The 23,444-nt window shown below is 70.3% G+C and carries 23 protein-coding genes; 6 read left to right on the top strand and 17 right to left on the bottom strand.

The window, feature by feature from the left end:
• Window positions 1–21 precede the first annotated feature (21 nt).
• Entirely contained in the window at window positions 22–1,407 is a 1,386-nt protein-coding gene (locus ACLJQF_RS44755; protein WP_410616408.1) for a tetratricopeptide repeat protein, read from the bottom strand.
• Window positions 1,408–1,725: 318 nt separating this feature from the next.
• Between ACLJQF_RS44755 and ACLJQF_RS44750 the strand changes: the two genes are divergently transcribed.
• Window positions 1,726–2,064: a hypothetical protein gene (locus ACLJQF_RS44750; protein WP_043788781.1), complete on the top strand. Its 339-nt coding sequence runs from the start codon at window positions 1,726–1,728 to the stop codon at window positions 2,062–2,064.
• A 12-nt stretch (window positions 2,065–2,076) separates the two neighbouring features.
• The gene (locus ACLJQF_RS44745) at window positions 2,077–2,490 is read left to right on the top strand and encodes a hypothetical protein (RefSeq protein ID WP_410616407.1); all 414 of its coding nucleotides are present in this window, start codon (window positions 2,077–2,079) and stop codon (window positions 2,488–2,490) included.
• Between the two features lie 385 nt (window positions 2,491–2,875).
• Here the strand turns inward: ACLJQF_RS44745 and ACLJQF_RS44740 are convergent, their stop codons facing one another.
• Together ACLJQF_RS44740 and ACLJQF_RS44735 are read right to left on the bottom strand one after the other, a co-directional pair.
• On the bottom strand, window positions 2,876–4,144 hold the full coding sequence (locus ACLJQF_RS44740) for an MFS transporter (protein WP_410616406.1): 1,269 nt from the start codon (window positions 4,142–4,144) through the stop codon (window positions 2,876–2,878).
• Complete coding sequence (locus tag ACLJQF_RS44735) at window positions 4,137–5,453, bottom strand: GH1 family beta-glucosidase (protein WP_410616405.1); 1,317 nt, start codon at window positions 5,451–5,453, stop codon at window positions 4,137–4,139. The genes ACLJQF_RS44740 and ACLJQF_RS44735 overlap by 8 nt, the downstream gene beginning before the upstream one ends.
• A gap of 131 nt (window positions 5,454–5,584) precedes the next feature.
• Here ACLJQF_RS44735 and ACLJQF_RS44730 point away from each other — a divergent pair, with 131 nt between their 5' ends.
• Window positions 5,585–6,232: a TetR/AcrR family transcriptional regulator gene (locus ACLJQF_RS44730; protein WP_410616404.1), complete on the top strand. Its 648-nt coding sequence runs from the start codon at window positions 5,585–5,587 to the stop codon at window positions 6,230–6,232.
• 208 nt (window positions 6,233–6,440) lie between these two features.
• Here the strand turns inward: ACLJQF_RS44730 and ACLJQF_RS44725 are convergent, their stop codons facing one another.
• Complete coding sequence (locus ACLJQF_RS44725) at window positions 6,441–7,625, bottom strand: amino acid deaminase/aldolase (protein ID WP_410616403.1); 1,185 nt, start codon at window positions 7,623–7,625, stop codon at window positions 6,441–6,443.
• Window positions 7,626–7,711: 86 nt separating this feature from the next.
• Between ACLJQF_RS44725 and ACLJQF_RS44720 the strand changes: the two genes are divergently transcribed.
• A complete protein-coding gene (locus tag ACLJQF_RS44720) occupies window positions 7,712–9,010 on the top strand; it encodes a D-arabinono-1,4-lactone oxidase (RefSeq protein ID WP_410616402.1) in 1,299 nt (432 codons plus the stop codon).
• Here the strand turns inward: ACLJQF_RS44720 and ACLJQF_RS44715 are convergent.
• From ACLJQF_RS44715 to ACLJQF_RS44705, 3 genes are read right to left on the bottom strand one after another with little or no spacing between them, the layout of a single operon-like run.
• The gene (locus ACLJQF_RS44715) at window positions 9,007–9,954 is read right to left on the bottom strand and encodes a ribose-phosphate diphosphokinase (RefSeq protein ID WP_410616401.1); all 948 of its coding nucleotides are present in this window, start codon (window positions 9,952–9,954) and stop codon (window positions 9,007–9,009) included. The two genes, ACLJQF_RS44720 and ACLJQF_RS44715, sit on opposite strands and share 4 nt — an antisense overlap.
• Complete coding sequence (locus ACLJQF_RS44710) at window positions 9,951–10,601, bottom strand: NAD(P)H-binding protein (protein WP_410616400.1); 651 nt, start codon at window positions 10,599–10,601, stop codon at window positions 9,951–9,953. The genes ACLJQF_RS44715 and ACLJQF_RS44710 overlap by 4 nt, the downstream gene beginning before the upstream one ends.
• A 33-nt stretch (window positions 10,602–10,634) precedes the next feature.
• Window positions 10,635–11,288 (bottom strand): hypothetical protein, encoded by a 654-nt coding sequence (locus ACLJQF_RS44705; RefSeq protein ID WP_410616399.1) that lies wholly within the window; start codon window positions 11,286–11,288, stop codon window positions 10,635–10,637.
• Window positions 11,289–11,709: 421 nt separating this feature from the next.
• Here ACLJQF_RS44705 and ACLJQF_RS44700 point away from each other — a divergent pair, with 421 nt between their 5' ends.
• The gene (locus ACLJQF_RS44700) at window positions 11,710–12,780 is read left to right on the top strand and encodes an HpcH/HpaI aldolase/citrate lyase family protein (RefSeq protein WP_410616398.1); all 1,071 of its coding nucleotides are present in this window, start codon (window positions 11,710–11,712) and stop codon (window positions 12,778–12,780) included.
• Window positions 12,777–13,628 carry an HpcH/HpaI aldolase/citrate lyase family protein gene (locus tag ACLJQF_RS44695; protein ID WP_410616397.1) on the top strand — a complete coding sequence of 284 codons (852 nt, stop codon included), beginning with the start codon at window positions 12,777–12,779 and terminating at the stop codon, window positions 13,626–13,628. Before ACLJQF_RS44700 ends, ACLJQF_RS44695 begins: the two co-directional genes overlap by 4 nt.
• Window positions 13,629–13,662: 34 nt before the next feature.
• On the opposite strand, the gene ACLJQF_RS44690 is transcribed toward ACLJQF_RS44695, so the two are convergent.
• From ACLJQF_RS44690 to ACLJQF_RS44645, 10 genes are all read right to left on the bottom strand, one after another.
• A complete protein-coding gene (locus ACLJQF_RS44690; RefSeq protein ID WP_410616396.1) occupies window positions 13,663–14,517 on the bottom strand; it encodes a CU044_5270 family protein in 855 nt (284 codons plus the stop codon).
• Window positions 14,514–15,032: an RNA polymerase sigma factor gene (locus ACLJQF_RS44685; protein WP_410616395.1), complete on the bottom strand. Its 519-nt coding sequence runs from the start codon at window positions 15,030–15,032 to the stop codon at window positions 14,514–14,516. Before ACLJQF_RS44685 ends, ACLJQF_RS44690 begins: the two co-directional genes overlap by 4 nt.
• 79 nt (window positions 15,033–15,111) lie before the next feature.
• Complete coding sequence (locus ACLJQF_RS44680; protein WP_410616394.1) at window positions 15,112–16,497, bottom strand: amidase; 1,386 nt, start codon at window positions 16,495–16,497, stop codon at window positions 15,112–15,114.
• A 10-nt stretch (window positions 16,498–16,507) separates the two neighbouring features.
• Window positions 16,508–17,263, bottom strand: a complete 756-nt coding sequence (locus tag ACLJQF_RS44675; RefSeq protein ID WP_410616393.1) for an SDR family NAD(P)-dependent oxidoreductase — start codon at window positions 17,261–17,263, stop codon at window positions 16,508–16,510.
• Entirely contained in the window at window positions 17,260–18,672 is a 1,413-nt protein-coding gene (locus ACLJQF_RS44670) for an aldehyde dehydrogenase family protein (protein WP_410616392.1), read from the bottom strand. The genes ACLJQF_RS44675 and ACLJQF_RS44670 overlap by 4 nt, the downstream gene beginning before the upstream one ends.
• Window positions 18,665–19,435 (bottom strand): ABC transporter ATP-binding protein, encoded by a 771-nt coding sequence (locus ACLJQF_RS44665; protein WP_410616391.1) that lies wholly within the window; start codon window positions 19,433–19,435, stop codon window positions 18,665–18,667. Before ACLJQF_RS44665 ends, ACLJQF_RS44670 begins: the two co-directional genes overlap by 8 nt.
• The gene (locus ACLJQF_RS44660) at window positions 19,432–20,163 is read right to left on the bottom strand and encodes an ABC transporter ATP-binding protein (RefSeq protein WP_410616390.1); all 732 of its coding nucleotides are present in this window, start codon (window positions 20,161–20,163) and stop codon (window positions 19,432–19,434) included. The genes ACLJQF_RS44665 and ACLJQF_RS44660 overlap by 4 nt, the downstream gene beginning before the upstream one ends.
• Window positions 20,160–20,966 (bottom strand): ABC transporter permease, encoded by an 807-nt coding sequence (locus ACLJQF_RS44655; RefSeq protein ID WP_410616389.1) that lies wholly within the window; start codon window positions 20,964–20,966, stop codon window positions 20,160–20,162. The genes ACLJQF_RS44660 and ACLJQF_RS44655 overlap by 4 nt, the downstream gene beginning before the upstream one ends.
• The gene (locus tag ACLJQF_RS44650; protein ID WP_410616388.1) at window positions 20,966–21,910 is read right to left on the bottom strand and encodes an ABC transporter permease; all 945 of its coding nucleotides are present in this window, start codon (window positions 21,908–21,910) and stop codon (window positions 20,966–20,968) included. The genes ACLJQF_RS44655 and ACLJQF_RS44650 overlap by 1 nt, the downstream gene beginning before the upstream one ends.
• Window positions 21,907–23,397 carry an ABC transporter substrate-binding protein gene (locus ACLJQF_RS44645; RefSeq protein WP_410616387.1) on the bottom strand — a complete coding sequence of 497 codons (1,491 nt, stop codon included), beginning with the start codon at window positions 23,395–23,397 and terminating at the stop codon, window positions 21,907–21,909. The genes ACLJQF_RS44650 and ACLJQF_RS44645 overlap by 4 nt, the downstream gene beginning before the upstream one ends.
• Window positions 23,398–23,444: the final 47 nt, after the last annotated feature.

The raw sequence follows: 23,444 nt of genomic DNA, 5'->3' as shown, positions 1-23,444 counted from the left end.
ACCGCGCCGGCGCCTTCGGCGTCAGGCGGCGTAGAAAGCGTGGAGGCGGTCGGCGAGGTCACGGGCGTCGGCGTTGTTGCGGCGGCGCTCGGCCTCTTCCTGCAGGGGCCGCATCCGGTCCTTGACGCGCTCGGACTTGATGCCCTCGGCGCAGTCGATGGCCTTGCCGCCGACCTTGGCGCCGTGGTCGAGGTCGCCGTCCAGCAGGTGATTGGTGGCGAGCGCGCTCAGCATGAACGTCTTGGAGCGGGCCATTTCGTCGTCGTAGGACTCGACGGCCCTGGTCAGCGCCGGGATCGCGTACTTGGTGTGCTCGGCGTTCTTCTGCGCGAGCACCGTGTGGACGGTGCCGACCATGGCGTAGACGTCGGTCTCGTTGAAGAACTTCACCCACGACTCGGCTTCGGCCAGGTTGGCGCGCTCGAACTCGTCCTTGCTCCGGCCGAGCAGCTTCACCGCCTGCTCTTCGTTGCCCATCATCGCGTAGGCCCAGGCCTCGTTCGCGCAGAGCACGGAGACGGCCAGCTCGGAACCGCTTTCCTGAGCGGCGATCTGGCCCAGCTGGAACAGCTTCAGCGCGTCGTTCGGGGCGTCCTGGTGCAGGTAGACGCGGCCCATGCGGTAGAGCACGTTGGCCACCAGCGGGTGGTTCTCGCCCTGCTTGGCCAGGTCCAGCGCGTTCGCGAAGTGGCCGCGGGCGGAGTCCATCAGCCCGGTGTCGAACGAGGTCCAGCCGGCCAGCGAGTGGAGGTCGGCGAGGGCGACGTAGAGCCGGTTCTTCACCATGTCGGTGCCGTTGGACTCGAGCATCTGCTGGCCCCAGGACAGCTGCGCCACGACGGCGTCACGGCAGAACCCGCCGCCGTACTGGTAGTCCAGCGCGCGGAGCGCTCGCGTCGCGGCCTCGACCTGGCGCACGTCGGTCATGCCGATGCGCCCCGGCGCCGGGGTCCTGGCCGGTCCCGCCGACCAGGTGCCCGATTCCGGACCGAACACCGCCGCACCCATCGTGACCTGGGCGGCGTGCGCGAGGAACCTCCGTCGCTTCACGGACTCGTCCTCCTCAGCCTGCTGGCCGTCGGCGGAGCCGACGACGCGTATCGCCGTGACCTCGTCGTAGGCGAGGCCCATGTATCCACGGGGGACGCCCAGGCCGTCGGCGATCCTCGTGAGCACGTCGTAGGCCATGACCTGGCGACCCTTGAGGATCTCCGACACCTCGGACTGGGATTGGCCGGTCATCGCGGCGATCTGGCGCTGCGAGACACCGTGCTTGCGCAGGAGCCGGTAGACGGCGCTGATCTCGCGCGACGCGAGAGCCGATCTCATCTCCGGCTGCTCCCACGCGTCAGCGGGAACTGCGTGGCTCTGCCGGGCGTCGGCACTGCCACCGTTACTGGCGTCCATCGCGCCCCCTCCACTGTCCGGTCGGGCGTCTGTGAAACAGCGTAGGCAAACCTGCGGAACCGTGTGAACAGCCGAACTGGTGCCCTGATCGGTCCGGGCGAAGTCCGTTGACCGCTTACCGTGGAACCGGCCCCAGTCACCGCTATGACGCCGATTCCACCTTCTATCGCACTCGGTTTCACCTCACTGTAGTTGTCAGATCTCCGTCACCGGCCGCACACCGGTAGCGATCACGGAGAGCTACGAAAACCGCAGCGTTGTGACAAGGCGATGTTGCAGAAGGCATCTTCGGAGACTTTCGACAGAGCGGAGAAGGGCGTGGAGTTCGTGGACTCGTTCGCAGGGGGACATGCCGGCACGGCTACCCGCGCCGTGCGGCCGGCGACGGTGTCTCCCGTCTCCGCCGTCCGCCCCGTCACCCCGGCCGCCGCGGTGGATCCCCGCACCGCGAGCGTCCGCCACTACGAGGGCGGTCAGCTCGTGTGGCGCGTGCAGTGCGGCGACCTCATCAGCCGCGAGCGGGCGGTCACGGTGTTCGTCGAAGACAACCAGGTGGTACTGGTCTCGCCTCCCGGTGAGACCGCGCGGTTGACGTCCGGCCAGCTCGGACAGCTGCGCGCCGCGCTCAACGAAGCCGCCAAGATGGCGGAAAGGTAACGGTGAGCTGACATGGATCAGGTACTCGGGCAGGTCCTCCGCAATGCGGTCTGGGAGCGCCTCGACATGCTGACCGACCTGGCGAACCGCGCCGACGCCCAGTCGCTCGTCTCGGTCGCGCGCTCCGAACTGCCCCGGTTGACCGAGGCGTGGCGCGCGATGCTGAAGATGCACGAGCCCGACGAGCGCGGTGACTGCCCGACCTGCTCGACCCGGTGGCACCGCTGCAAGGCGCCGTGCTCGGTCTGGCAGGTCGCGCACGAACACTTGGTAGCCGGCGGCCTCGCCCCGCAGCAGCAGTCCGCCACGGACAGTCGCCTGCAGGGCCGCCGCAAGAGCCCGGTCCCGACGCACCCCGCGCCCGCCGCGGCCGAGACCACCGGTCGCCACGCGCTAGTGAACCCGCGCCGAGCGGTCACGGCCTGACCCCCTGACCGGCGAGTCGCGGCCGGCCGGATCGCCCCATCAGGCCCGCGTCCGCACTCGTCGTGGCCGAGGACTGTTTCGCCCGCACCCCCGAGCAGCGCGAACCAGTCCTCGGCCGACACCCCGGTCCCCACCGCGATTAATCGAAAAAAATCCGCGTTAGGCCTAGCCCACGCGGTAATCGCCCGCTAGATTGATCATCGAAGGCAGCTTGGATCATGGGTCTGATCCTGCTGTCACCCCGCCCAGAGCGGCCCTCGAATTCCGCGGGCCGGTGCCGTTGCACTCCCCTCCCCCGACCGGCACCGGCCCGCGGTTCCAACCCCGCAAGGCAGTAAAAGCCGCACTCAGTCCTCCGAGTGCGGCTTTCACTGCGTTTCGGGGTCTAGCGAACCGCCTTCACCCGCACCACGAGCACCGCGGCCAGCAGGGTCGCGACCGCGGAAGCCGCGAACAGTCCGGGATAACCGCCGACGTGGGCCAGCAGCAGCGGCGTCAGCAGCGGAGCCACCACCTGCGGCAGCGAGTTGGCGATGTTGATGATCCCGAAGTCCTTGGCGCGGTTCTCCGCCGCGGGGAGCACCTGCGTCAGCATTGCCAACGCGACCGCCATGTACATGCCGAAACCGACGCCGAGCAGCGGTGACGCGGCGAGTGCCACCGGCCAGCTCTGCCACAGGACCAGCAGCAGAGCGGCAAGTGCCATCACGCCGGAGGCCGCGAAGACGTACGGCTTGCGCCGGCCGGACTTGTCGGAGAAGTGCCCCGCGAGCACGGCGCCGGCGACGAGCGCGACGCCGTACAGGCCCATCATGATCAGCAGGCCGTTCTCCGGGTCCGGGTAGTGCACCGCGTCCTGGAGGAAGAACAGGAGGTAGAGCGTCCCGAACGCGTTGCCGAGGTTGATCATGAAGTGGCAGCTCCAGGCCCACGCGAAGTCGGGGTACTTCCGGGGCGAGACCCAGAAGTCCCGGAGCACCCGGCGCAGCACCCAGGGCGGGCGGGACTCGATCGGCAGCCGCGCGTCCGGCGTCCGGAGGACGAACAACACGGCGCCGATCACGACGATCCCCGCGCAGACCGCGTAGGCCAAGGGCAGCCCGGCGATGCCGAGCACGATGACGACCACGAGCGCGCCCAGTACCGTGCCGAGCATCTGCGCGATGCCGACGAGGCCGCCGACCACCGCCAGCTGCTGAACCGGGACACGATCGGGCAAGGCCGCCATGAGCGCGGCGAGCATGCCGTTGAGGCCGCCCTGCACGAGGCACCAGCCGATGATCATCACGGCGACCGTCGGAGCCAGCGCCAGCACCACCAGCCCGACGGCGGCGACGAGCGCGCCGGCGACGGTCCACGGGTGGCGGCGGCCGAACCGGGAGCAGGTCCGGTCGGACAGCAGCCCGATCGCGGGGTTGGCCACCAGCGCCACCGCCGCGCCGAAGCCCATCACCAGCCCGAGGACGGCTTCCTTGTTCACCTGGTCGAGCAGTTCGGCCTGCTTCGGCAGCAGCACCTGGATCGGTGCGTAGACGCCCAGCCAGAGCGCGATGTTCGCGAAGAACAGCAGGCTCATCCAGCCGCGCCGCACCCGCACGACGGGCTCGGCGAGCGCTTCCGGCAGGCCGGTCGACTCGGTCGTCTCACTACTCATTCCGCACCAGCTTCCGGTACCAGTGGAACGAGTCCTTCGGCGTCCGCCGCAGGGTCTCGTAGTCGACGTGCACCAGGCCGAAGCGCGGCGCGTAACCCTTGGACCACTCGAAATTGTCCATCAGGGACCAGCAGAAGTAGCCACGGACGTCGACACCGGCGTCCATCGCCTCGCGCAGCGCGACGAGGTGACTGTGCAGGAAGTCGATGCGTTCGGGGTCGTGGACACCGCCGTCTTCGGCGACTTCGTCGGCGAAGCTGCAGCCGTTCTCGGTGATCTGGATCGGCGGCAGCTGCTCGCGGTAGCGGTGGTGGAAGTCGAGCAGCAGTTCACGCAGGGCGTGCGGGACGATCGGCGAGGCGTTCGTCGTCATCGGGTAGCCCTCGATGTCGCGCAGCTCGAAGGGCAGCGGGTTGCCCGGGCCGGGCATCGCGACACCCTGCGGCTCGTAGTAGTTGATGCCGTAGAAGTCGAGCGGCTGCGCGATGGTGGGCAGGTCGTCGGCGAACCCGGCGGGCAGGTGCGCGTGCAGCTGTTCGGGATAGGTACCGAGCAGCATGGGATCGGCGTAGAGCCGGTTGAGCAGCGCGTCGAGCCAGACGGCGGCGTCCTGGGCGTCGTCGTCGGCGGGCCAGATGGGCGAGTGGTTGTTGGCCGTGCCGATGTTCGTCGCGCCCGCCGCCCGCAGGGCCTGGACGGCGAGGCCGTGCGCGAGGTTCTGGTGGTGCGCGGTCGGGATGGCGTCCAGCAGCAGCACCTTGCCGGGCGCGTACTCGCCGATGCCGTAGCCGAAGATCGACATGACCATGGGCTCGTTGAGCGGAATCCACAGTTTCACCCGATCGGCGAAGCGGTCTCCGAGAATCCGGGCGTAGTCGGCGAAGCGCTCAGCGGTATCCCGGGAGAGCCAGCCGCCGTCGTCTTCGATGGCTTGGGGGGTGTCCCAGTGGTAGAGCGTCATGGCGGGCGCGATGCCGGCTTCGCAGACGGCGTCGATGAGCTTGTCGTAGAAGCCGAGGCCTTCGGGGTTGGGCGCGCCCTTGCCGTCGGGCTGGATGCGCGGCCAGGCGACGGACATCCGGTAGGCCCCGACGCCGAGTTCCGCCATCAGCGCGATGTCTTCGGGGTAGCGGTGGTAGTGGTCGGCGGCTACGTTGGCTTGTTCACCGCGGGCGATCTTGCCTTCGGTCGCGGTGAACGTGTCCCAGATGGACGGTCCGCGCCCACCTTCGCTGGTGGCACCTTCGATCTGGAACGCCGATGTCGAAACACCCCAGAGGAAGTCGGGCGGGAAAATCGGGTTCTGCACCGGCTGCTGACCCCTTCGTCGAAGGCACCCGTACGGGTGAACATGAAAAGTTCTCATATACTAGGTCTTCACTCGTCCGTGGGGAAGCCCGTCGGCACGATAAAGTCCCAGATCAGACGAGGAGGAGCGCCGTGTCCGACATCCAGGCCGCGAAGGTGCCGGCAGAAGCCACCCCCTTACGCCGTCAGCCGGTCCAGCAACGAAGCGCGAAACGGGTCGAGCAGATGCTCGACGCGAGCGCGGCGTTGATCGACGAGTTAGGTTACGACGCACTGACGACGACGTTGATCGCCAAGCGGGCCGGCGTCGCCGTCGGGTCGCTGTACCAGTTCTTCCCCGATAAGCGAGCGGTGGTGCAGGCGCTGACGGCCCGCAACCTCGAACGCTTCGTGGGCGCGGTCAACGAGCGGCTGAAGCAGCTGGGACCGGAGCACTGGTGGGACGTCGTGGACTCGATCCTCGACATCTACCTGGAGATGCACCGGACGGTGCCCGGGTTTTCGAAGGTCCACTTCGGCGACATCATCGACCGCCAGCTGCTGGACGAGACGCGCGACAACAACACGGTGATCGTCGATTCGCTGACGGACCTGGTGGCCATGCAGGTGGATCGCCCGGTGGAGGACCTGCGGTTCGCGATCACGATCGCGAACGAGGTCGCGGACGCGCTGATGAAGCTGGCGTTCCGGCAGGAGCCGAGCGGGGACGAGAAGATCGTGGCCGAGGCGAAGTACGTGGTGAAGGGGTACTTGGCGGCTCGGTTCGGGGAGCGGTCCTAGCTGTCCACAGAAGTTGTCCACAGGTATGCACAGCTGTGGACAACGTGGGGGTTGCGGGATGTTCACCCGATGCGGTGAGCCCTCGGCCTGGGGAGGTCTGGCGGGGTTCGCGGCACGCGGGACCGCCGTGCTGCGGTGTCATGAATGACTCATTCAAGACCTCCGACGCCAGGAATGAGTCATTCAGGGCGCTGGGCCCGCAGGATGGTCAGCCGAAGTTCTGGTGCTCGCCCCGGTACGTCGGGACCGTTCGCTCCACTCGGTCGCCCAGGACCAGGTGGTAGTGGGTGAACCGCTCCGCCAGCTCGCCCGCCTTGGCGTGCCGCAGCCACACCCGGTCGCCCAGCTTCAGGGTTCGGGCCGCGCGGCCCGTCACCGGGGTCTGGACCTCGCCCGCACCCTCGAAGCCGAGGAACTTCAAGCCCTTGGGCAAGTACGGCTTCGGCTGGCGGGACGGACCCGTCGGGCCCGATGCGATGTAGCCGCCCGAAAACAGCGTCGCGATGTTACGGGTCGGGCGGCGGACCACCGGCAGCGCGAACAACGCCGCCGGGCGGGGCTTGAAACGCGTGTACCCGTCGAAGAGGGTGGGGCCGATCAAGCCCGAGCCGGCCGCTATTTCCGTCACCACCGCGTCCGCGCCCGTCGATTCGAGGCTGCCCGTTCCGCCTCCGTTGACGAACTCCAGGGGCGTCACCTCTTCGATCGCCCGGACCGCTTCGCCGCGGCGGCGAGCCAGCTCGGCCGCCGACCTGCGTTGCATCCAGCCCACCACCGCCCGGTTCAGGCGGGCGCCGGACGCGTCGCCGAGGCCCGCGATCTGGCCTTCGTACGCCATTACGCCCACCAGGCGGAAGCCCGGGCGGGCGACGATCTGGCGGGCGAACGTCGAGGCCTGCTTCGGGGTGAACACCGGCGAGCGCCGGGTGCCGACGTGGATTCCCGGCAGCGGGCGCCAGGACGCGTCCAGTTCGAGGCACACCCGGATCTCCGGGTGGCCGTGTCCGAGGGCGGCGTCCACCAGGTCGAGGTGGGACGGCGAATCCACCATGATCGCGATCGCCGCACGGGCTTTTTCGGACGCGACCAGGCGGCGGAGGGCTTCGTGGTCGGCCGTCGGGTAGGCGACGACGATGTCATCGGTGGTGCCCTGCTCGACGTGCCAGACCGCTTCGGCCAGCGAATAGCACATCAGGCCCTCGAAGCCCGGCATCGTCAGTGCCCGCTCCAGCAGCGCACGGCAGCGGACCGACTTGCTGACGACGCGGATCGGCTTGCCCGCCGCGCGACGGCGGAGGTCGGCGGCGTTCGCATCGAACGCGGCCAAGTCGACCACGGCCAAGGGTGGATCGAGGTCCTTGGTCGCCAAGTCGTACACCGTCACGCTGGTCACGAGGTCTAAAGTACGACACGAAGGCTTGAAACGCGAATACCATTCACTTACTGTTTCGGGCACTCACGAACGAAGGGTGCGCGCGCATGACCCGGTGGACCAACTGGGCGGGCACGGCGTCCGCTTCGCCGCAGCACGTCCACCAGCCGCGCAACACGGCGGAGATCGCGGCGACGGTCGAGAGCATCGCGGCGGCCGGCCGCACCGTGCGCCCGTGGGGCAGCGGACACTCCTTCACCGCCATCGCCGCCGCCGACTCCGACGCGCTCGACCTGCGGCACTGGACCGGCGTCGAACGGGTGGACCTGGAAACCGGCCAGGTCACCGTCCGCTCCGCCACCACACTCCGGGAACTCAACGCCGCCCTCGACGCACTCGGGCTGGCCATGACCAACCTCGGTGACATCGACGCGCAGACCGTCGCCGGCGCGATTTCCACCGGCACCCACGGCACCGGCGCCAAGCTCGGCGGCCTCGCCACCCAGGTCGTCGCGCTCGAACTCGTCATCGCGGACGGCTCGGTCGTCACCTGCTCGGCCGGGGAAAAGCCCGACCTCTTCGCCGCCGCCCGCGTCGGGCTCGGCGCGCTCGGCGTGATCACCTCGGTGACGCTCCAGTGCGAACCGTCCTTCATCCTGCGCGCGCAGGAACGGCCGGAGCCGCTGGAGCAGGTCCTCGAAGGTTTCCACGACTTCGCCGACGAAAACGAGCACTTCGAGTTCTACTGGTTCCCCTACGGCAAGAATGCCCTGGTCAAACGCAACAACCGGACGGAGACCCGGCAGCCGCTCGGCAAGGTCCGCGAGTTCGTCGACTACCAGATCATGGAGAACGTCGCGTTCGGCGGGCTCTGCCGGACCGGCCGGCTGATGCCGAGGCTCGTGCCGTCACTCGGCAGCTTCGCCTCCAACGTCCTGAGCGCGCGCGAGTACAGCGACGTCTCCCACCGCGTCTTCGTCACCGCGCGCAACGTCCGCTTCACCGAAACGGAATACGCTGTTCCACGTGAATCAGTGCTCGACGTGCTCGCCGAACTACGCGCTGTGGTGCCGACCCTGAAGACCCCGGTGATGTTCCCGGTCGAAGTGCGCGTGGCCGCCGCCGACGACATCTGGCTGTCGACGGCTCAGGGCCGCGACTCCGCCTACATCGCCATCCACCAGTTCACCGGCATGCCGTACCGCGAGTACTTCAGCGCGTTCGAGAAGATCGCCGGCGCCGTCGGCGGCCGCCCGCACTGGGGCAAGATGCACGACCTCGACGCCGGCGTCCTCCGCTCGCGCTACCCGCACTTCGACGACTTCCTGCGCGTGCGCAAGGAAACCGACCCGAACGGGGTCTTCGGCAACACCCACCTGGACCGGGTGCTGGGCTCCGCCGGTTAGAAGAGCGCCGACACCGATTCGCCGTTGTGGATCCGGCGGATCGCCTCGGCCATCGCCGGCGCGATCGACAGGATCTTCAGTTTCTCGGTGCGCTCTTCCTCGGGCACCGGGACCGTGTTGGTGCAGACGATCTCCAGCACCTCCGGCCGGCTGCCGATGCGCTCGATGGCTTTCGCCGCGAACAGGCCGTGCGTGCAGGCGACGCGGATCGAACGCGGCTCCAGCTCGGCCAGCCTGTCCAGCAGTTCGAGCACCGTGCTGCCCTTGGCGATCTCGTCGTCGAGCACGATCACGTCCCGGCCGGTGACCTCGCCGATCACCGAGGTGATCTGGACGCGGTCGTCGGGGAAGCGTTCCTTCGCCCCGGCCGCGACCTGGACGCCGAGGAGCCGCGCGAAGTGTGACGCCTCCTTCGCGTTGCCCAGGTCGGGCGAGACGACGGTCGCCCGCGAAAGGTCGTACTGCCGGAAGTGCTTGGCCAGCTCCTGCAGCGCGTGCAGGTGATCCACCGGGACGCTGAAGAAGCCGTGCACCTGCGGCGAGTGCAGCGTCATCGCGAGCACGCGGCTCGCGCCGGCCGTCACCAGCAGGTCGGCGACCAGCCGGCCGCCGATGGAGATGCGCGGCGCGTCCTTCTTGTCCGAGCGCGCGTACGAGTAGTGCGGCATGACGGCGGTGATGCGGGACGCCGAGGCGCCGCGGGCCGCGTCGAGCATCAGCAGCAGCTCGACGAGGTGCTCCTGCACCGGCCGCACCAGCGGCTGGATGATGAAGACGTCCCGCTCGCGGCAGTTCGCCTGCAACTGGACGCCGAGGCAGTCGTTCGCGAACCGTTCGATCTCGACAGGCCGCAGCGGGACTCCGAGCTGCTCGCAGATCTCTTCGGCCAGCTCGGGGTGCGCGCTGCCACTGAAGACGGCGATCTCTCTGGATTCCTCGTTCACAGTGCGGAAATCGCCTCGTCGATCGCGGTTTCGCCCGAAATCAGCTCCAAGGTGCGTCGCACGCTCGCGGGAGCGTCGAGCAACGCGACGAGCACCGCGGCGACGTCGTCACGCGGGATCGAGCCGCGGCCGGTCTTGTCGGCCAGCAGGACCAGGCCGGTGCCGGGGTCGTCGGTCAGCGCGCCCGGCCGGAGGATGGTCCAGTCGAGGTCGCGGGCCTTCAGGTCGTCCTCGGCCGCGCGCTTGGCGCGCAGGTAGACGCGGAACTCCTCGGTGACGTCCGGGTTCTCCGGGTTGTCGGCGCCCATGGAGCCGACCTGGATGTGCCGCCGCACGCCGGCCTGCACGGCCGCGTCGGCGAACAGGGCTGCGGCGCCGTGGTCCACAGTGTCCTTGCGCGCGGGTCCGCTGCCTGGTCCGGCGCCCGCGGCGAACACCGCGGCATCGGCACCCTTCAGCACCTCGGCGATGGCGTCCACATCGGATTTCTCCAGGTCGAGCACGACGGCCTGGGCGCCGGCGGTTTCGAGGTCCGCCGTGTGGGCGGGATTCCGGATGATCCCGACCCCTTCGTCACCGCGTGCGGCGAGCAGCCGCTCGAGACGCAACGCGATCTGACCGTGTCCACCAGCTATGACGACTCGCATAAGTTCGACCCTAGTGCGGATCGATCGCGACCGTCAGTCGAGCGACGCGGGGGCTTCGGCGGTGCGGAGCAGGTGGTCGTAGACCATCTCGTTGACCAGGCGGGAGACCGGGTCCTCGGCCAGCACGACGCGTTCGGTGCGGCCCTCGAGGTCGAGGTCGACGACCGAGTTCGGGTCGGCAGTGACGATCCCGAGGCCGTACGCGCGGGCGCGCGGCAGACAGTTGCCGACGTAGTCCTCGGTCAGCACGGCCGGGGAGGGGAGGACCATCGCGGCCTCGCCGTAGCGGGCGAACGGAACCGCGGAGGCCATCGCGGTGCGCCAGTGGCGCGCGACGGCCAGGACACCGACGATCTCGGCGGCCGGGGCGGGGGCGGTTCCGGCCAGCTCCGGCCAGGTCCAGGTGTCGACGGTGGCACGGTCGGCCACCGGGCCGACACCCATCGCGATGCGTTCGGCGTGCACTTCGGTGCGAAGCTTGGCGACCACGCAGACCTTGCGGCCGAGGATCGTGGTCTCGGGGAGGACGATGCCGTTCCAGCCCAGCTGGGCGGCGGCGGCGCGGGCGAGCTCGTCGACGCTCGCGGGGAGCTCGATCGGCGGCACCACGCGGCTCGGCATCGACCGGCTGCGCTTCGCGCCACCGGCGACCGTCGAGCGCTCGGTGTTCTGAGGTGTAGCCGCCACGAGTCCGCCTCCTTCTAACCTGCACCGCTTCGTGACCGGGGGAAACCGGCACCTCACTTGTCTAACAGCGCGGCGGCGCGGCGTCGCCGGGTAGTGCGAGTGGCTGCGATCGGCGGCGGTCAGCGGTCGATGACCGGTCGGTAGGCGGTCATCGGACTTCGGTCGAACGGTGCGGCCAACCGAGTGATCGCGGGGTGAGTGGCATTACGGTGCGGCAACGGCCGGTTACCCGGGGCAGGATCGGCCGAACCGGGCCGGCTAGCCCGTTCGGCGCAACCACGGCAAAATCCACAGTGGACGCGGACCGCTGAGCTGCGGATGTCCGGCGTCACCCACCCGGCGGTGACTTGCACCGCAGCGGTCCCGGGCGCGCGGGACTAAAGTTACCCACCAGTCACTTAGCCGCCGCCGTGGAGGACCGATGCGCTCCCCGAAGGACTTCTTCGCCCCGCTCGCCCTGGGCGCGCCCGCGCCCGTGCGGGAGATCCCGGTGACGCCGTCCCGGATGATCCACTTCTTCGACCCCGGCAACGAGAAGATGGCGGCGAAGGTGCCGGCCATCGCGAAGAAGGTCGACGTCCTGCTCGGGAACCTCGAGGACGCCGTCCGCGCCGACCGCAAGGAGGCCGCGCGCGCCGGCCTGGTCGCGATCGCCAAGGCGAACGACTTCGGGAAGACCCAGCTGTGGACGCGCGTCAACAGCCTCGACTCGCCGTGGGTGCTCGACGACCTGGTCACGCTCGTCACCGAGATCGGCGACAAGCTCGACGTCATCATGGTGCCGAAGGTCGAGGGCGCGCAGGACATCCACTACGTCGACCGGCTGCTGGCCCAGCTCGAGGCGCGCGCCGGGCTGACGAAGCCGTTGCTGGTGCACGCCATCCTCGAGACGGCGAGCGGCGTGGCCAATGTGGAGGAGATCGCCGGCGCCAGCCCGCGCATGCAGGGCATCTCGCTCGGCCCGGCCGACCTGGCCGCGAGCCGCCGGATGAAGACGACCCGCGTCGGCGGCGGCCACCCCGGCTACCTGGTGCGCACCGACCCGACCGGCGACGACCTCACCGCGGGCCGGACGACCTACCAGCAGGACCTGTGGCACTACACGGTGGCGCGGATGGTCGACGCCTGCGCGATGCACGGAATCCTGCCGTACTACGGCCCGTTCGGGGACATCCGCGACGTCGTCGCCTGCGAGGACCAGTTCCGCAACGCGTTCCTGCTCGGCTGCGTCGGCGCGTGGAGCCTGCACCCGGTGCAGATCGACATCGCGAAGAAGGTGTTCTCGCCTTCGCCGTCCGATGTGGCCTGGGCCCGCCGGGTGATCGCCGAGATGGGCGACGGCACGGGCGCGGTGATGATCGACGGGAAGATGCAGGACGACGCGTCGGTGAAGCAGTGCCGGGTGGTCGCCGAACTGGCCGACGCCCTGGCGGCGGACGACCCCGAACTCGCCGCGGCCTACGACGCGGCCACCAAGGAGGCCCTCGGATGACCACGCCCCGGCGCTCTGTCCTCTACATGCCCGGCGCCAACGAGCGCGCGCTGGAGAAGGCCAAGACGATCCCGGCGGACGCGCTGATCCTCGACCTCGAGGACGCCGTGTCGCCGGACGCCAAGGAAGCCGCGCGCGAGCGGGTGTGTGCCGCGGTGGGTTCGTACGGTTCCCGGGAAGTGACGATCCGGGTCAACGGCCTGGACACCCAGTGGCACGACGCCGACCTGCGCGCGGCGGCGGCCGCCGGACCGGCCGCGGTGGTCGTGCCGAAGGTGAACTCCGCGGCCGAGGTGCACAACATCGAGCGCGCGCTGGAACTCGGCGGGGCGCCGGACCACACGAAGATCTGGGCGATGGTCGAGACGCCGGTCGCGATGCTGCACGCGGAGGAGATCGCGGCGGCGTCCGAGCGGCTGACCGTGCTGGTGATGGGCACGAACGACCTCGCCAAGGAGCTGCACGCGGAGTTCGTGCCGGGCCGCGGCCCGTTGCTGGGCGGGCTTTCGCTGTGCCTGCTGGCCGCGCGGGCGACCGGCAAGGTGATCCTCGACGGCGTCTACAACGACGTGAAGGACCTTCCCGGTTTCGAGGCGGAGTGCGAGCAGGGCCGCCAGTACGGCTTCGACGGCAAGACGCTGATCCACCCGGCGCAGGTGGAGCCGTGCAACCGGATCTTCGCCCCGTCCGAGGCGGAGATCGATCGGTCGCGGCGGATCATCGAGGCCTTCGAGGAAGCGCAGGCTTCCGGAAAGGGTGTCGTGACGGTGGACGGCCGGATGATCGAGAACCTGCACGTCGACACCGCCCGGCGGGTGCTGGCGCTGGCGGAGGCCGTCAAGGGCTGAACCGCGGTGGCCGGGCGGCGCCCGGCCACCGGGCTCACTTCGGCAGCGTGTCCGTCCACTCGGCACTGACCGCGTACGTGTCCCCGGCGGCGTTCGTGGCCGGCGTGCCGTCGTCCTTCAGGAACACCGACGAGCCGTCCACCTTGCCGGTCTCCGGGTCGACGACCAGGCGGCCGCCGCCCGGCAGCTGCACGCCTTCGCCGCCCGGGACCGTGCCGAGCGCGTGGACGCCCGGGTAGTCGGCGATGGCGCGGAACGCCGCCGCCCGGACCGCCGGTGGCGACGGCACGGTGGACACCAGCGAGACCAGGGACTCCAACGCCGCCATGTCCCGCTGCTTCGCGGGGTACTTGTTGTCGGCCAGCCCCTTCGCGAGCCAGTCCTTCAGGGCCGCCGGATCGGTGGGCAGGACCAGGATCTGGCTGAGCGTGAGCGCGGCGCCGGTCAGCCGGTACGGCCTGGGCCGGTTCTCCGGGACGGCCTTGCCGCCGGTCCTCGCGGTGCGGTACCACTCCCGTCCGTCGGTGGTGGTCCAGTACTCCCAGGACTCCTTGCCCACCTTCGTCGTCACGTGCCAGTACTTGCCGGTGCCGGCCGCGGTGCGCTCGGCGACGGTGGCCGCCGCCAGCAGGATCTGCCGGCCGGCGTCGACCGGGGCGACCGCCTGGGGAGGCGGCGTCGGAGCCAGAGCGCCGGGCAGGGTTGTCACCACGACGGCGGCCGCGGCCGCGGCGGCCACGAGACCGGCACCGATCGCCAGCGGGCGTACCCGGCGGCGACGCGGTGCCGCGAGCATCCGGTTCTGCAGCCGGTGGCGGCTTCGGTCGACGACGTCCTGGGCGGGTTCGGCGGGGATCAGCGCGGCCCGCAGGGTCTGCAGGTCATTCATCGGAGGCCCTCCTGGGCGAGAACGGGGGTGAGTTTCTTGCGGGCGCGCGTCAGCCGGGAGCCGACCGTGCCCGGGGAGATGCCGAGCGCTTCGGCGACTTCGGCGTAACCGAGCTCCCCGAGGGCCACCAGCAGCAGGACGTCACGCTCGCCGGCGGACAGCCGGGTCAGCACCTTGCCGAGCTGCCCGGCCGCGATCGCCGAGACGACGCGGTTTTCGTGCCCTTCGGCGGCCGCGGGGGTTTCGAGCCGCGAGAGCGCCCGGTAGTGCCGGGCCTCCTTGCGGCGGTGCCGGGAGACCAGGTTCGTCGCGATGCCGAACAGCCAGGCGCGCAGGTCGCCGCGGGTGGCGTCGAACGTCTTCCGGCGGTCGAAGGCGACGAGGAACGTCTCGGCGGCGACGTCCTCCGCGGCCTGGGCGCCGAGGCGACCGGCGACGTACCGGTAGATGTCCGCGAAGTGGCGGTCGTGCACCTCGGTGAACTGCTCGATTCCCAGCACCGGGGCCGCCGTCATGGGGCTGTCTCTGTCATGGGGTTCCTTCCCGTCGGCGACAGCTTCACTCCCACTTCGCCGAAGGTCCGGAACTTCTTCCCTACCCCACCGGCCAGGGCCGCTGCGGCGGGCGGAGCCGTTCGTACGCCGCCGCGACGCGGAGAACGCCCAGGTCGTCGAAGCGGCGGCCGGCGATCTGGAGGCCGATCGGCCGGCCGTCGTCGGTGTACCCGCAGTTCACCGACGCCGCGGGCTGGCCGGACATGTTGTACGGCACGGTGAACGCGATGTGCTCGAACGGCCGGGCCGGGTCGTTCGTCGGGGACGCCCACTCCGCGGGCGGCGCCGCGACCGGGCTGGCCGGCGACAGCACGACGTCGAACACCGAGGTCGCCCGCAGCGTCGCCACGCTCATCACGTCGATCTGGGCGAAGCCGCGGTAGACCTCCACACCGGACGCGTTCGCGCCGCCCGCCGCCCAGTCGGCGATGTACGGCAGGACCTTCGCGCGGCGGTCCGGCGGCAGGGTCACCAGGTCCGACCAGGCCCGCGTGCGCCAGAAGACGTCGAGGCCTTCGAGCATGTCGCGGGCGATGAACGGTTCGACCGGCTCGACGACCGCGCCTGCCGCTTCGAACGCGCGGGCCGCGGCGGTGACCGCGTCGCGGATCGCCGGGTCCACCGGGAGGCCGAGGCCGGCCTCGAGCTGCAGGCCGACGCGCAGGCCGGCGATCGGGAGTTCGAGCGAAGCCCAGTCGAGCTCCTCCGGCGGCAGGCACAGGTGGTCGCGCGCGTCCGGCCGCGAGAGCACGCTCATCAGCAACGCCGTGTCGGCGACCGTGCGGGTCATCGGGCCGGCGACGCGGCCCAGGAACGGCGGGACGACGGGCACCCGGCCGAAGCTCGGCTTCAGCCCGGCCAGCCCGCACCAGCCCGCGGGCAGCCGGATCGAGCCACCGATGTCGGTGCCGACGTGCAGCGGGCCGTACCCCGCGGCGGCCGCGGCGCCGGCACCCGCGCTGGAGCCGCCGGGCGTGGCCGAAAGCTGCCACGGGTTGCGGGCCGTGGTGTGGAAGCTCGACAGCCCGGACGTCAGCATCCCGTAGTCCGGCATGGTCGTCTTGGCCAGCAGGACGCCGCCGGATTCGCGGATCCGCGCCGCCGCCGGCGCGTCCTCGGCGGCCGGGACCAGTGCGGTCACCGCCGTGCCCAGCGGCACCGGCGTGCCGCGGGTGGCGATGTTCTCCTTGATGGTGAGCGGGACGCCGTCGATCGGGCCCAGTGGTTCGCCGGCCGCCCAGCGGGCTTCGGACGCCTTCGCCTCTTCGCGAGCGCTGGAAGGGTCGTACGCGTACAACGCGTGCAGCTCCGGCTCTCGCGCTTCGATGCGCGCGACAACGGCTTCGGTCACCTCGACCGGTGAGAGCGTCTTCGCGCGGTACTGCGCGACGAGCTCGACAGCGGTCAGGTCAGGCAGCTCGGGCATGAACGCTCCTTCACGAGGCAGGCGGGTCGAAGCGGCCGTCGACGGCGGTCCAGCCACCGTCCACCGCCAGCACAGAACCGGTCACGAACGACGAAGCGTCCGAAGCGAGGTACACGACCGCTCCGGCGAGCTCGTCCGGACGCGCCCAGCGGCCCAACGCACCCTTCGCCGCATACGCGGCGTACCAATCGGGGTTCGCCTTGATCTGGGCGGTCAGCGGGGTCTCGACGACGCCGGGGGCGATCGCGTTGACCCGGACACCCGACGGGCCGAACTCCGCCGCCGCCGTCCGGAACAGCTGGACGAGCCCGGCCTTCGTCGCCGCGTACGGCCCTTGGCCCGGCTCGACGGTGGTGCCGCGGATCGACGAGAACCCGATGATGCTGCCCCGCCCGCGCGCGACCATGCCGGCGCCGAAGACGCGGACGACCTCGAACGCCGCGCCGAGGTTCAGCGCGATGACGCGGTCGAACTCCTCCCGCGGGTAGTCCAGCAGCCGTTTGCGGACGTTCGTCGCGGCGGTCAGCACGACGACGTCCTGCGGGCCGAGGTCGGCCGCCGCGCGATCGAGAGCGCCCGGTTCGAGCAGGTCGAGCTCGTACGCCTCCCCCACTCCCGCCTCGCGCGCGGCTTCGAGGTCGCGGTCCGCGCACACGACGTCGGCGCCGTGCGCGGCCAGGGCCCGCGCGGCTTCGCGGCCGATGCCGCCCGCGCCGAGCACGACGGCCCGCCGTCCGTCGAGCCGGAACAACGTCGAGTAGTTCACGGGCGCAGCACCGCCATCCTCGTCACGGTCAGTTCCTCGACGGCGAACCGCGGCCCTTCGCGGCCGATGCCGGAATCCTTCACGCCGCCGTAGGGCATGGTGTCGGAACGGAAACCGGGCACCTCGTTGACCACGACGCCGCCGACCTCCAGCTCGTCCAGCGCCCGGAACGCGGTGTTCAGCGACCGGCTGTAGACGCTGGCGTGGAGCCCGTAGCGCGACGCGTTCACCGCGGCGAACGCTTCGTCCACATCGGACACCGTGCGCACGCAGACGACCGGGCCGAAGATCTCTTCGTCCCACGCCTCGACGCCGTCGGGCACGTCGAGCAGGACGGTCGGCCGCAGCACTGTGCCGTCGACACCCCCGCCGACCTGGCGGGCGCCTGCCTTCTCGATCCACGCGGTGACGCGCTCGGTGGACGCGGGGTCGATCAGCGCGGACACCCGCGTCTTCTCGTCCCGCGGATCGCCGACGACGACCTCGTCGAGCCGGGCCAGCAGCCGTGCGGTGAACGCTGAGGCGACCGGCGCGACGACCAGGACCCGCTGCACCGAGATGCACGCCTGGCCGGACGCGTAGAACCCGCCGCGCAGCACGGCGTCCACGGCGGCCTCGAGGTCGGCGTCTTCGGCGACGACGAGCGCCGCGTTCGAGCCCAGCTCCAGCAGGGTTTTCGTGGGAGCCGCGGCGCGCGCGATGCGGTGGCCGACCGCGGCCGAGCCGGTGAACGAGACCGCGCCGATCCGGCGGTCGGTCGTCAACGCGGCGCCCACAACCGCGTCGCCGGTGACCAGCTGGACCATCGCCGGGACCGGCGCGAGCGACCGGACCAGGTGAACCAGCCACAGCGTGGCCAGCGGCGTCTGCGGCGCGGGCTTGACGATCACCGGGCAGCCCGCGGCGATCGCCGGGGCGATCTTGTGCGAGGCCAGCAGCAGCGGGTAGTTGAAGCCCGCGATGCCGACGACGACCCCGATCGGCTTGCGCTTCCAGAACCCGACCAGGCCGTCGCCCGAGGGCAGCAGATCCAGGGGCACGGTCTCGCCGTGGAGCCGCGACACCTCTTCGGCGGCGGCTTCCCAGGTGACGATCGTGCGCGCGACCTCGACGCGGCAGTCGACCAGCGGCTTCCCCGTTTCCAGGACGAGCAGGTTCTCGAACTCCGCCCGCCGGTCACGCAGCGCCGCCGCGACGTCGTTGAGCAGCGAACGCCGAACCCGCGAAGGCAGCGAAGCCACTTCGCGAGCGACGGCGACAGCTTCGTCCACGGCACGAGCAGCCAGCTCAGGCGTACCGACCGGCGCGGTACCGACGACGCTCCCGTCGTAGGGGAAGACAATTTCTTCGACGTCTACAGTGGCCACCCAGCCGGCACCGACCGGCAGGCCCTCCGGGTATTCAGGCATCGTCACCTCCGCGTAGCCGGGCCAGTTCCGCGCGCAGGTTCGGCGCGGCGGCCAGGAGTTCCCGCGTGTACTCGTGCCGCGGCGCGTCGTAGACCTGCCCGACGTCACCCAGCTCGACGATCTCGCCGCGGCGCAGCACCGCGACCCGGTCGCAGACGTGCCGGACGACGCCGAGGTCGTGGGACACGAAGATCAGCGTCAGAGCGAACTGCTCCACGAGCGAACCGAGCAGGTCGAGGATCTGGCCGCGCACGGAGACGTCGAGGGCGCTGACCGGTTCGTCGGCGATCAGCACGCTCGGGTTCGGCGCGAGCGCGCGGGCGATCGAGATCCGCTGCCGCTGGCCGCCGGAGAACTGGTGCGGGTAGCGCTGGGCGGCGTCGGCGGGCAGGCCGACAGCGGCGAGCAGCTCGGCGACGCGGTCGGGTTCCCGGCGGCCCGTGGGCTCGGAAATGATGTCGCGCACGCGCATCCGCGGGTCCAGCGAGCCCATCGGGTCCTGGAAGACGATCTGCAGTTCCGAGCGCAGGAAGCCGAGGCGGCGTTCCGGCAGGTTGTCGATGCGCCTGCCCTGGAACGAGACCGTGCCGGACGTCGGCTTGTCGAGCGCCGCCAGCAGCCGGACCAGCGTGGACTTCCCGGAGCCGGACTCACCGACGATGCCCAACCGCTGTCCGGCCTCGACGTCGAAACTGACACCGCGCAGGGCGTGCACGTCCCGTCGGGCGTACCGGCGTTCGAGGTCGCGGACTTCGATGATCATCGCCGGGCCTCCAGGTCCGAGGCGGCCAGGAGTTTCCGCGTGTAAGCGTGCTTCGGCTGCGTCAGCACTTCGCGCGTCGAGCCCGCTTCGACGATCTCGCCGTCCAGCATGACCAGCACGCGCTCACACACCGAAGCCACGACCGCGAGATCGTGCGTAATGAAGAGAAGGGCACTTTCACGTGAAAGTGCCCTTCTGATGAGGGTGAGGATCTGGGCTTGGACGGTGACGTCGAGGGCGGTGGTCGGCTCGTCGCAGATCAGCAGCGACGGCTCGTTGGCCAGTGCCATCGCCAGCACGACCCGCTGCCGCTGGCCGCCGGAGAGCTGGTGCGGGTACGCGCGGGCGGTGCCCGGCAGGCCCACCGCGTCGAGGAGGTCCTCGGCGCGGTGCCGGCGTCCGTGGAGGCGACCCGGCTCGGTGACCTGGCGGCCGACGCGCATGGCCGGGTTCAACGCCGTCATCGGCTCCTGGAACACCATGGCCAGCTCGTCGCCGCGCAGCCGCGAAAGGTCCTTTTCGGACATTCCGAGCAGCTCGCGGTCGTGCAAGCGGACCGAACCGGACGCGGGCAGCTCCTCCGGCAGCAGGCCCATGATCGCCAGCGCGGTCAGCGATTTCCCGGACCCGGACTCGCCGATCAGGCCGACGCGCTCGCCGGCGCCGATCTCGAAGGAGACGTCCCGGACCAGGTCGCCGATGCGAAGGCCCGTCACCGAGAGCGTCATACGCGGGCCGCCAATCGGGGATCGAGGCGGTCGCGGAGGCCGTCGCCGAGGAGGTTGAAGCCGAGGACGGCGACGGCGATCGCGATGCCCGGCACCAGCGCCAGCCGCGGCTGCACGGTCAAAAGTTCCTGGGATTCCTGCAGCATCCGGCCCCACGACGGCGTCGGCGGCCGCGTCCCGAAGCCGAGGAACGACAGCGCCGCTTCGGCGAGCACGGCGATCGCGAACGACACCGAGGCCTGCACGATCAGCAGGCCGGAGATGTTCGGCAGCACGTGCCGCAGCGCGATGTTCGGCCGCGAGCGCCCGCCCGCGCGAGCCGCGAGCACGAACTCGGTGCTCATCACCTGCAGCGTCCCGGACCGCGCGATCCGCGCGAACGACGGGATGGTGGCGATGCCGATGGCGACCATCGCGGTCAGCGTGTCCGCCCCGAACACCGCACCGAACATGATCGCCAGCAGCAGCGCGGGGAACGCGAGCACGAGGTCGTTGACGCGCATGACGAACTCGCCGAGCCACCGCGAGGACATCCCGGCCAGGATGCCCAGCGGCGTGCCGATCACCGCGGCGATCCCGACCGCGACGACCCCGACGTACAACGTCGTCCGCGCGCCGACCATGAGCTGGCTCAGCAGGTCGCGGCCGAACTTGTCGGTGCCGAACCAGTGGGAGCCGGTGAAGCCGAGCAGCCGGTGGGTGGCGTCGACCTTCACCGGGTCGAACGGCGTCCACACGAACGACAGCAGCGCGGCCAGCACCACCAGGCCGACGAGCACCCCGCCCACCACCAGATTGCGCATCACGAACCTCGCAATCTCGGGTCGAGCACGGTGTAGAGGAGGTCGACGACGAAGTTGATCAGCAGCACGCCGACCACCAGCACGAGCACGATCCCCTGCACGGCCAGCAGGTCACGCGCCGAGACGGCGTCCAGGAGCATCGAACCCAGCCCCGGCAGCACGAACACGCGCTCGACGACGACCGCGCCGATCAGCAGCGTCGCGAGTTGGAGACCGAGCACGGTCACCACCGGCACGGACGCGTTGCGCAAGCCGTGGCGCACCAGCGCCTGTCCCGGCCGGAGCCCCTTCGAGCGCGCGGTGCGCAGGTAGTCCTGGCCGAGCGTGTCGAGCACCGCCGACCGCACATACCGCGTCAGCACCGCGCCCTGCACCAGGCCCAGGGACAACGCCGGGAGGATCAGCCCTCGGAAGAACTCACCGAAGTCCTGGTCCGGCGGTGTCCACCCGCCGGACGGCAGCCAGCGCAGCTGCACGGCGAAGATCTGCACGAGGATGATCCCGGCGAGGAACGCGGGGATCGCGACGCCGATCTGCGACAGGCCCGAGACGCTCGCACCGGACGCCTTCCGGTGCTTCACCGCGGCGAACGTCCCCGCCGGGACGGCGATCACCAGCGCCACCAGCATGCCGGCGCCGACCAGCCAGAGCGTGACGCCGAGGCGGTCGAGCAGCTGCGGGCCGATCGCGTCCCGCGTGACGTACGAGCGGCCGAAGTCGCCGTGCAGGACGCCGCCGATCCAGTCGAAGTACTGCGTGAGGAGCGGGCGGTCGATGCCGAACTCCGCGCGCGTCTTGGCCAGCAGCTCCGGCGTCGCGTTGACGCCGAGCGCCACCTGCGCCGGGTCGCCCGGCAGCACGGCCATGAACAGGAACACCACGACCGACGCGACCAGCACGCTGACCACGAAGATCGCCACCCGGCGCAGCACCCCGGCCGTCATCGCGGCGCCAGCCCGGTGAGGTCGAAGGACTCACTGACCTGGTTCTGCACGAATCCGCCGACCTTCGTCTTCGCGACGATCACGTTGGGGAACAGGAACAGCCAGTCCGCGGCCGCGTCGGTGTTCAGCTGCCGCGCCACCTGCTTCATGTCCGCGACCTGCTGCTCCGGCGTCCCGCTGTCGGCCTCGGCGAGCAGCTGCTGGACGCGCTTGCCGGCGTAGCCCCAGTAGTACTTCGGCTTCCCGAACGTCGTGATGTCCCTGGCCTCGACGTGCTGGATGATCGACAGGTCGTAGTCGTGGTCGGTGAACACCTGCTTCAGCCACACCGCCGGGAAGTCGAGCGGCTCGATCGTGGTCCGCACGCCGACGTCGGCGAGCTGCGACTGGACGACCTGCGCGGCCGACACCGCGTACGGCAGGTTCGGGATCCGCAGCCGCAGGTTCAGGTTCGTCGCGCCGGCTTCGGACAGCAGCGCCTTGGCCCGCGCGGGGTCGAACCGGTAGGCGTTCGCGAGGTCCTCGTACCAGGGGTCGGTCGGCGGGACCATGCTGCCGATCAACGTCCCCCGCCCGGCCCAGGCGGTGTCCAGCAACGCCTTCCGGTCGATCGCGTACGTCAGGGCCTGGCGCACCCGGACGTCGTTGAGCGGCGGCCGCGCGTTGTTCATGGCCAGCGTGACTTCGGAGTTCGTCGTGCCCTGGACGACCTGGAACCGGTCGTCGGCCTGGAACTGCGGGATCGAGTCGGGCGCGGTGATCGCCGAGATGACGTCGATGCCGTTGCTGGACAACGCGTTGTTCAGCGCGGTCGGGTCCTTGATGTACTTGAGGACCACCGTCGCGTACGCCGGTTTCCGGCCCCAGTACGCGGGATTCGCCGTCAGCACCACGGAGTCGCCGCGCTTGCGCGCCGCCACGACGTACGGCCCGGTGCCGACCGGCTTGGTCGCCAAATCGGCGACGCCGGTCGGGCTGAACATCGCGCCGAGCCGGCTGGTGAGGCTGAACAGCCAGCCGTTGGACGGCTTCGAGAGCACGACCCGCGCGTGGTCCGGCGCGACGACGTCGACGTGGTCGACGACGTCCATCGTGGACTTGATCGAGATCGTCCAGGCGGTCTTCACCCGCATCAGGGAGAACTTGACGTCTTCGGCGGTGAAGGGCGCGCCGTTGCTGAACTTGACGCCCGGCTGGAGCTGGAAGTCGTAGGTGCGCCGGTCCGGGCTGATCGTCCACGACTTCGCGAGCAGCGGGACCACCCGGCCCTGCGCGTCGAGCTTCACCAGGCCTTCGTAGACGTTGTAGAGCAGGGCCTGCGGGATGGCGGTGCCGTCCGTGCGGGTGAAGTCGAAGTTCGCCGGCTCCGCCGTGAAACCGACGGAAAGCGTGTCCGGACCTGCGGAAACACTTGCCGACGAGCCGGCCGAGCAACCGGACACCACGAGCAGCAGCGCCGCTGCCAGCACGTGAAGTCGGGCTTTCATTCGGCCTCCAGGTAAGTACACTGGTCTGACCAGTAGCCTGCACCGAC

It is taken from the genome of Amycolatopsis sp. lyj-109, from assembly GCF_046548995.1.
Lineage (GTDB): Bacteria > Actinomycetota > Actinomycetes > Mycobacteriales > Pseudonocardiaceae > Amycolatopsis.
Note: the sequence above shows the minus strand (reverse complement) of the source record. Positions and strands in the feature narration are given on the sequence as shown.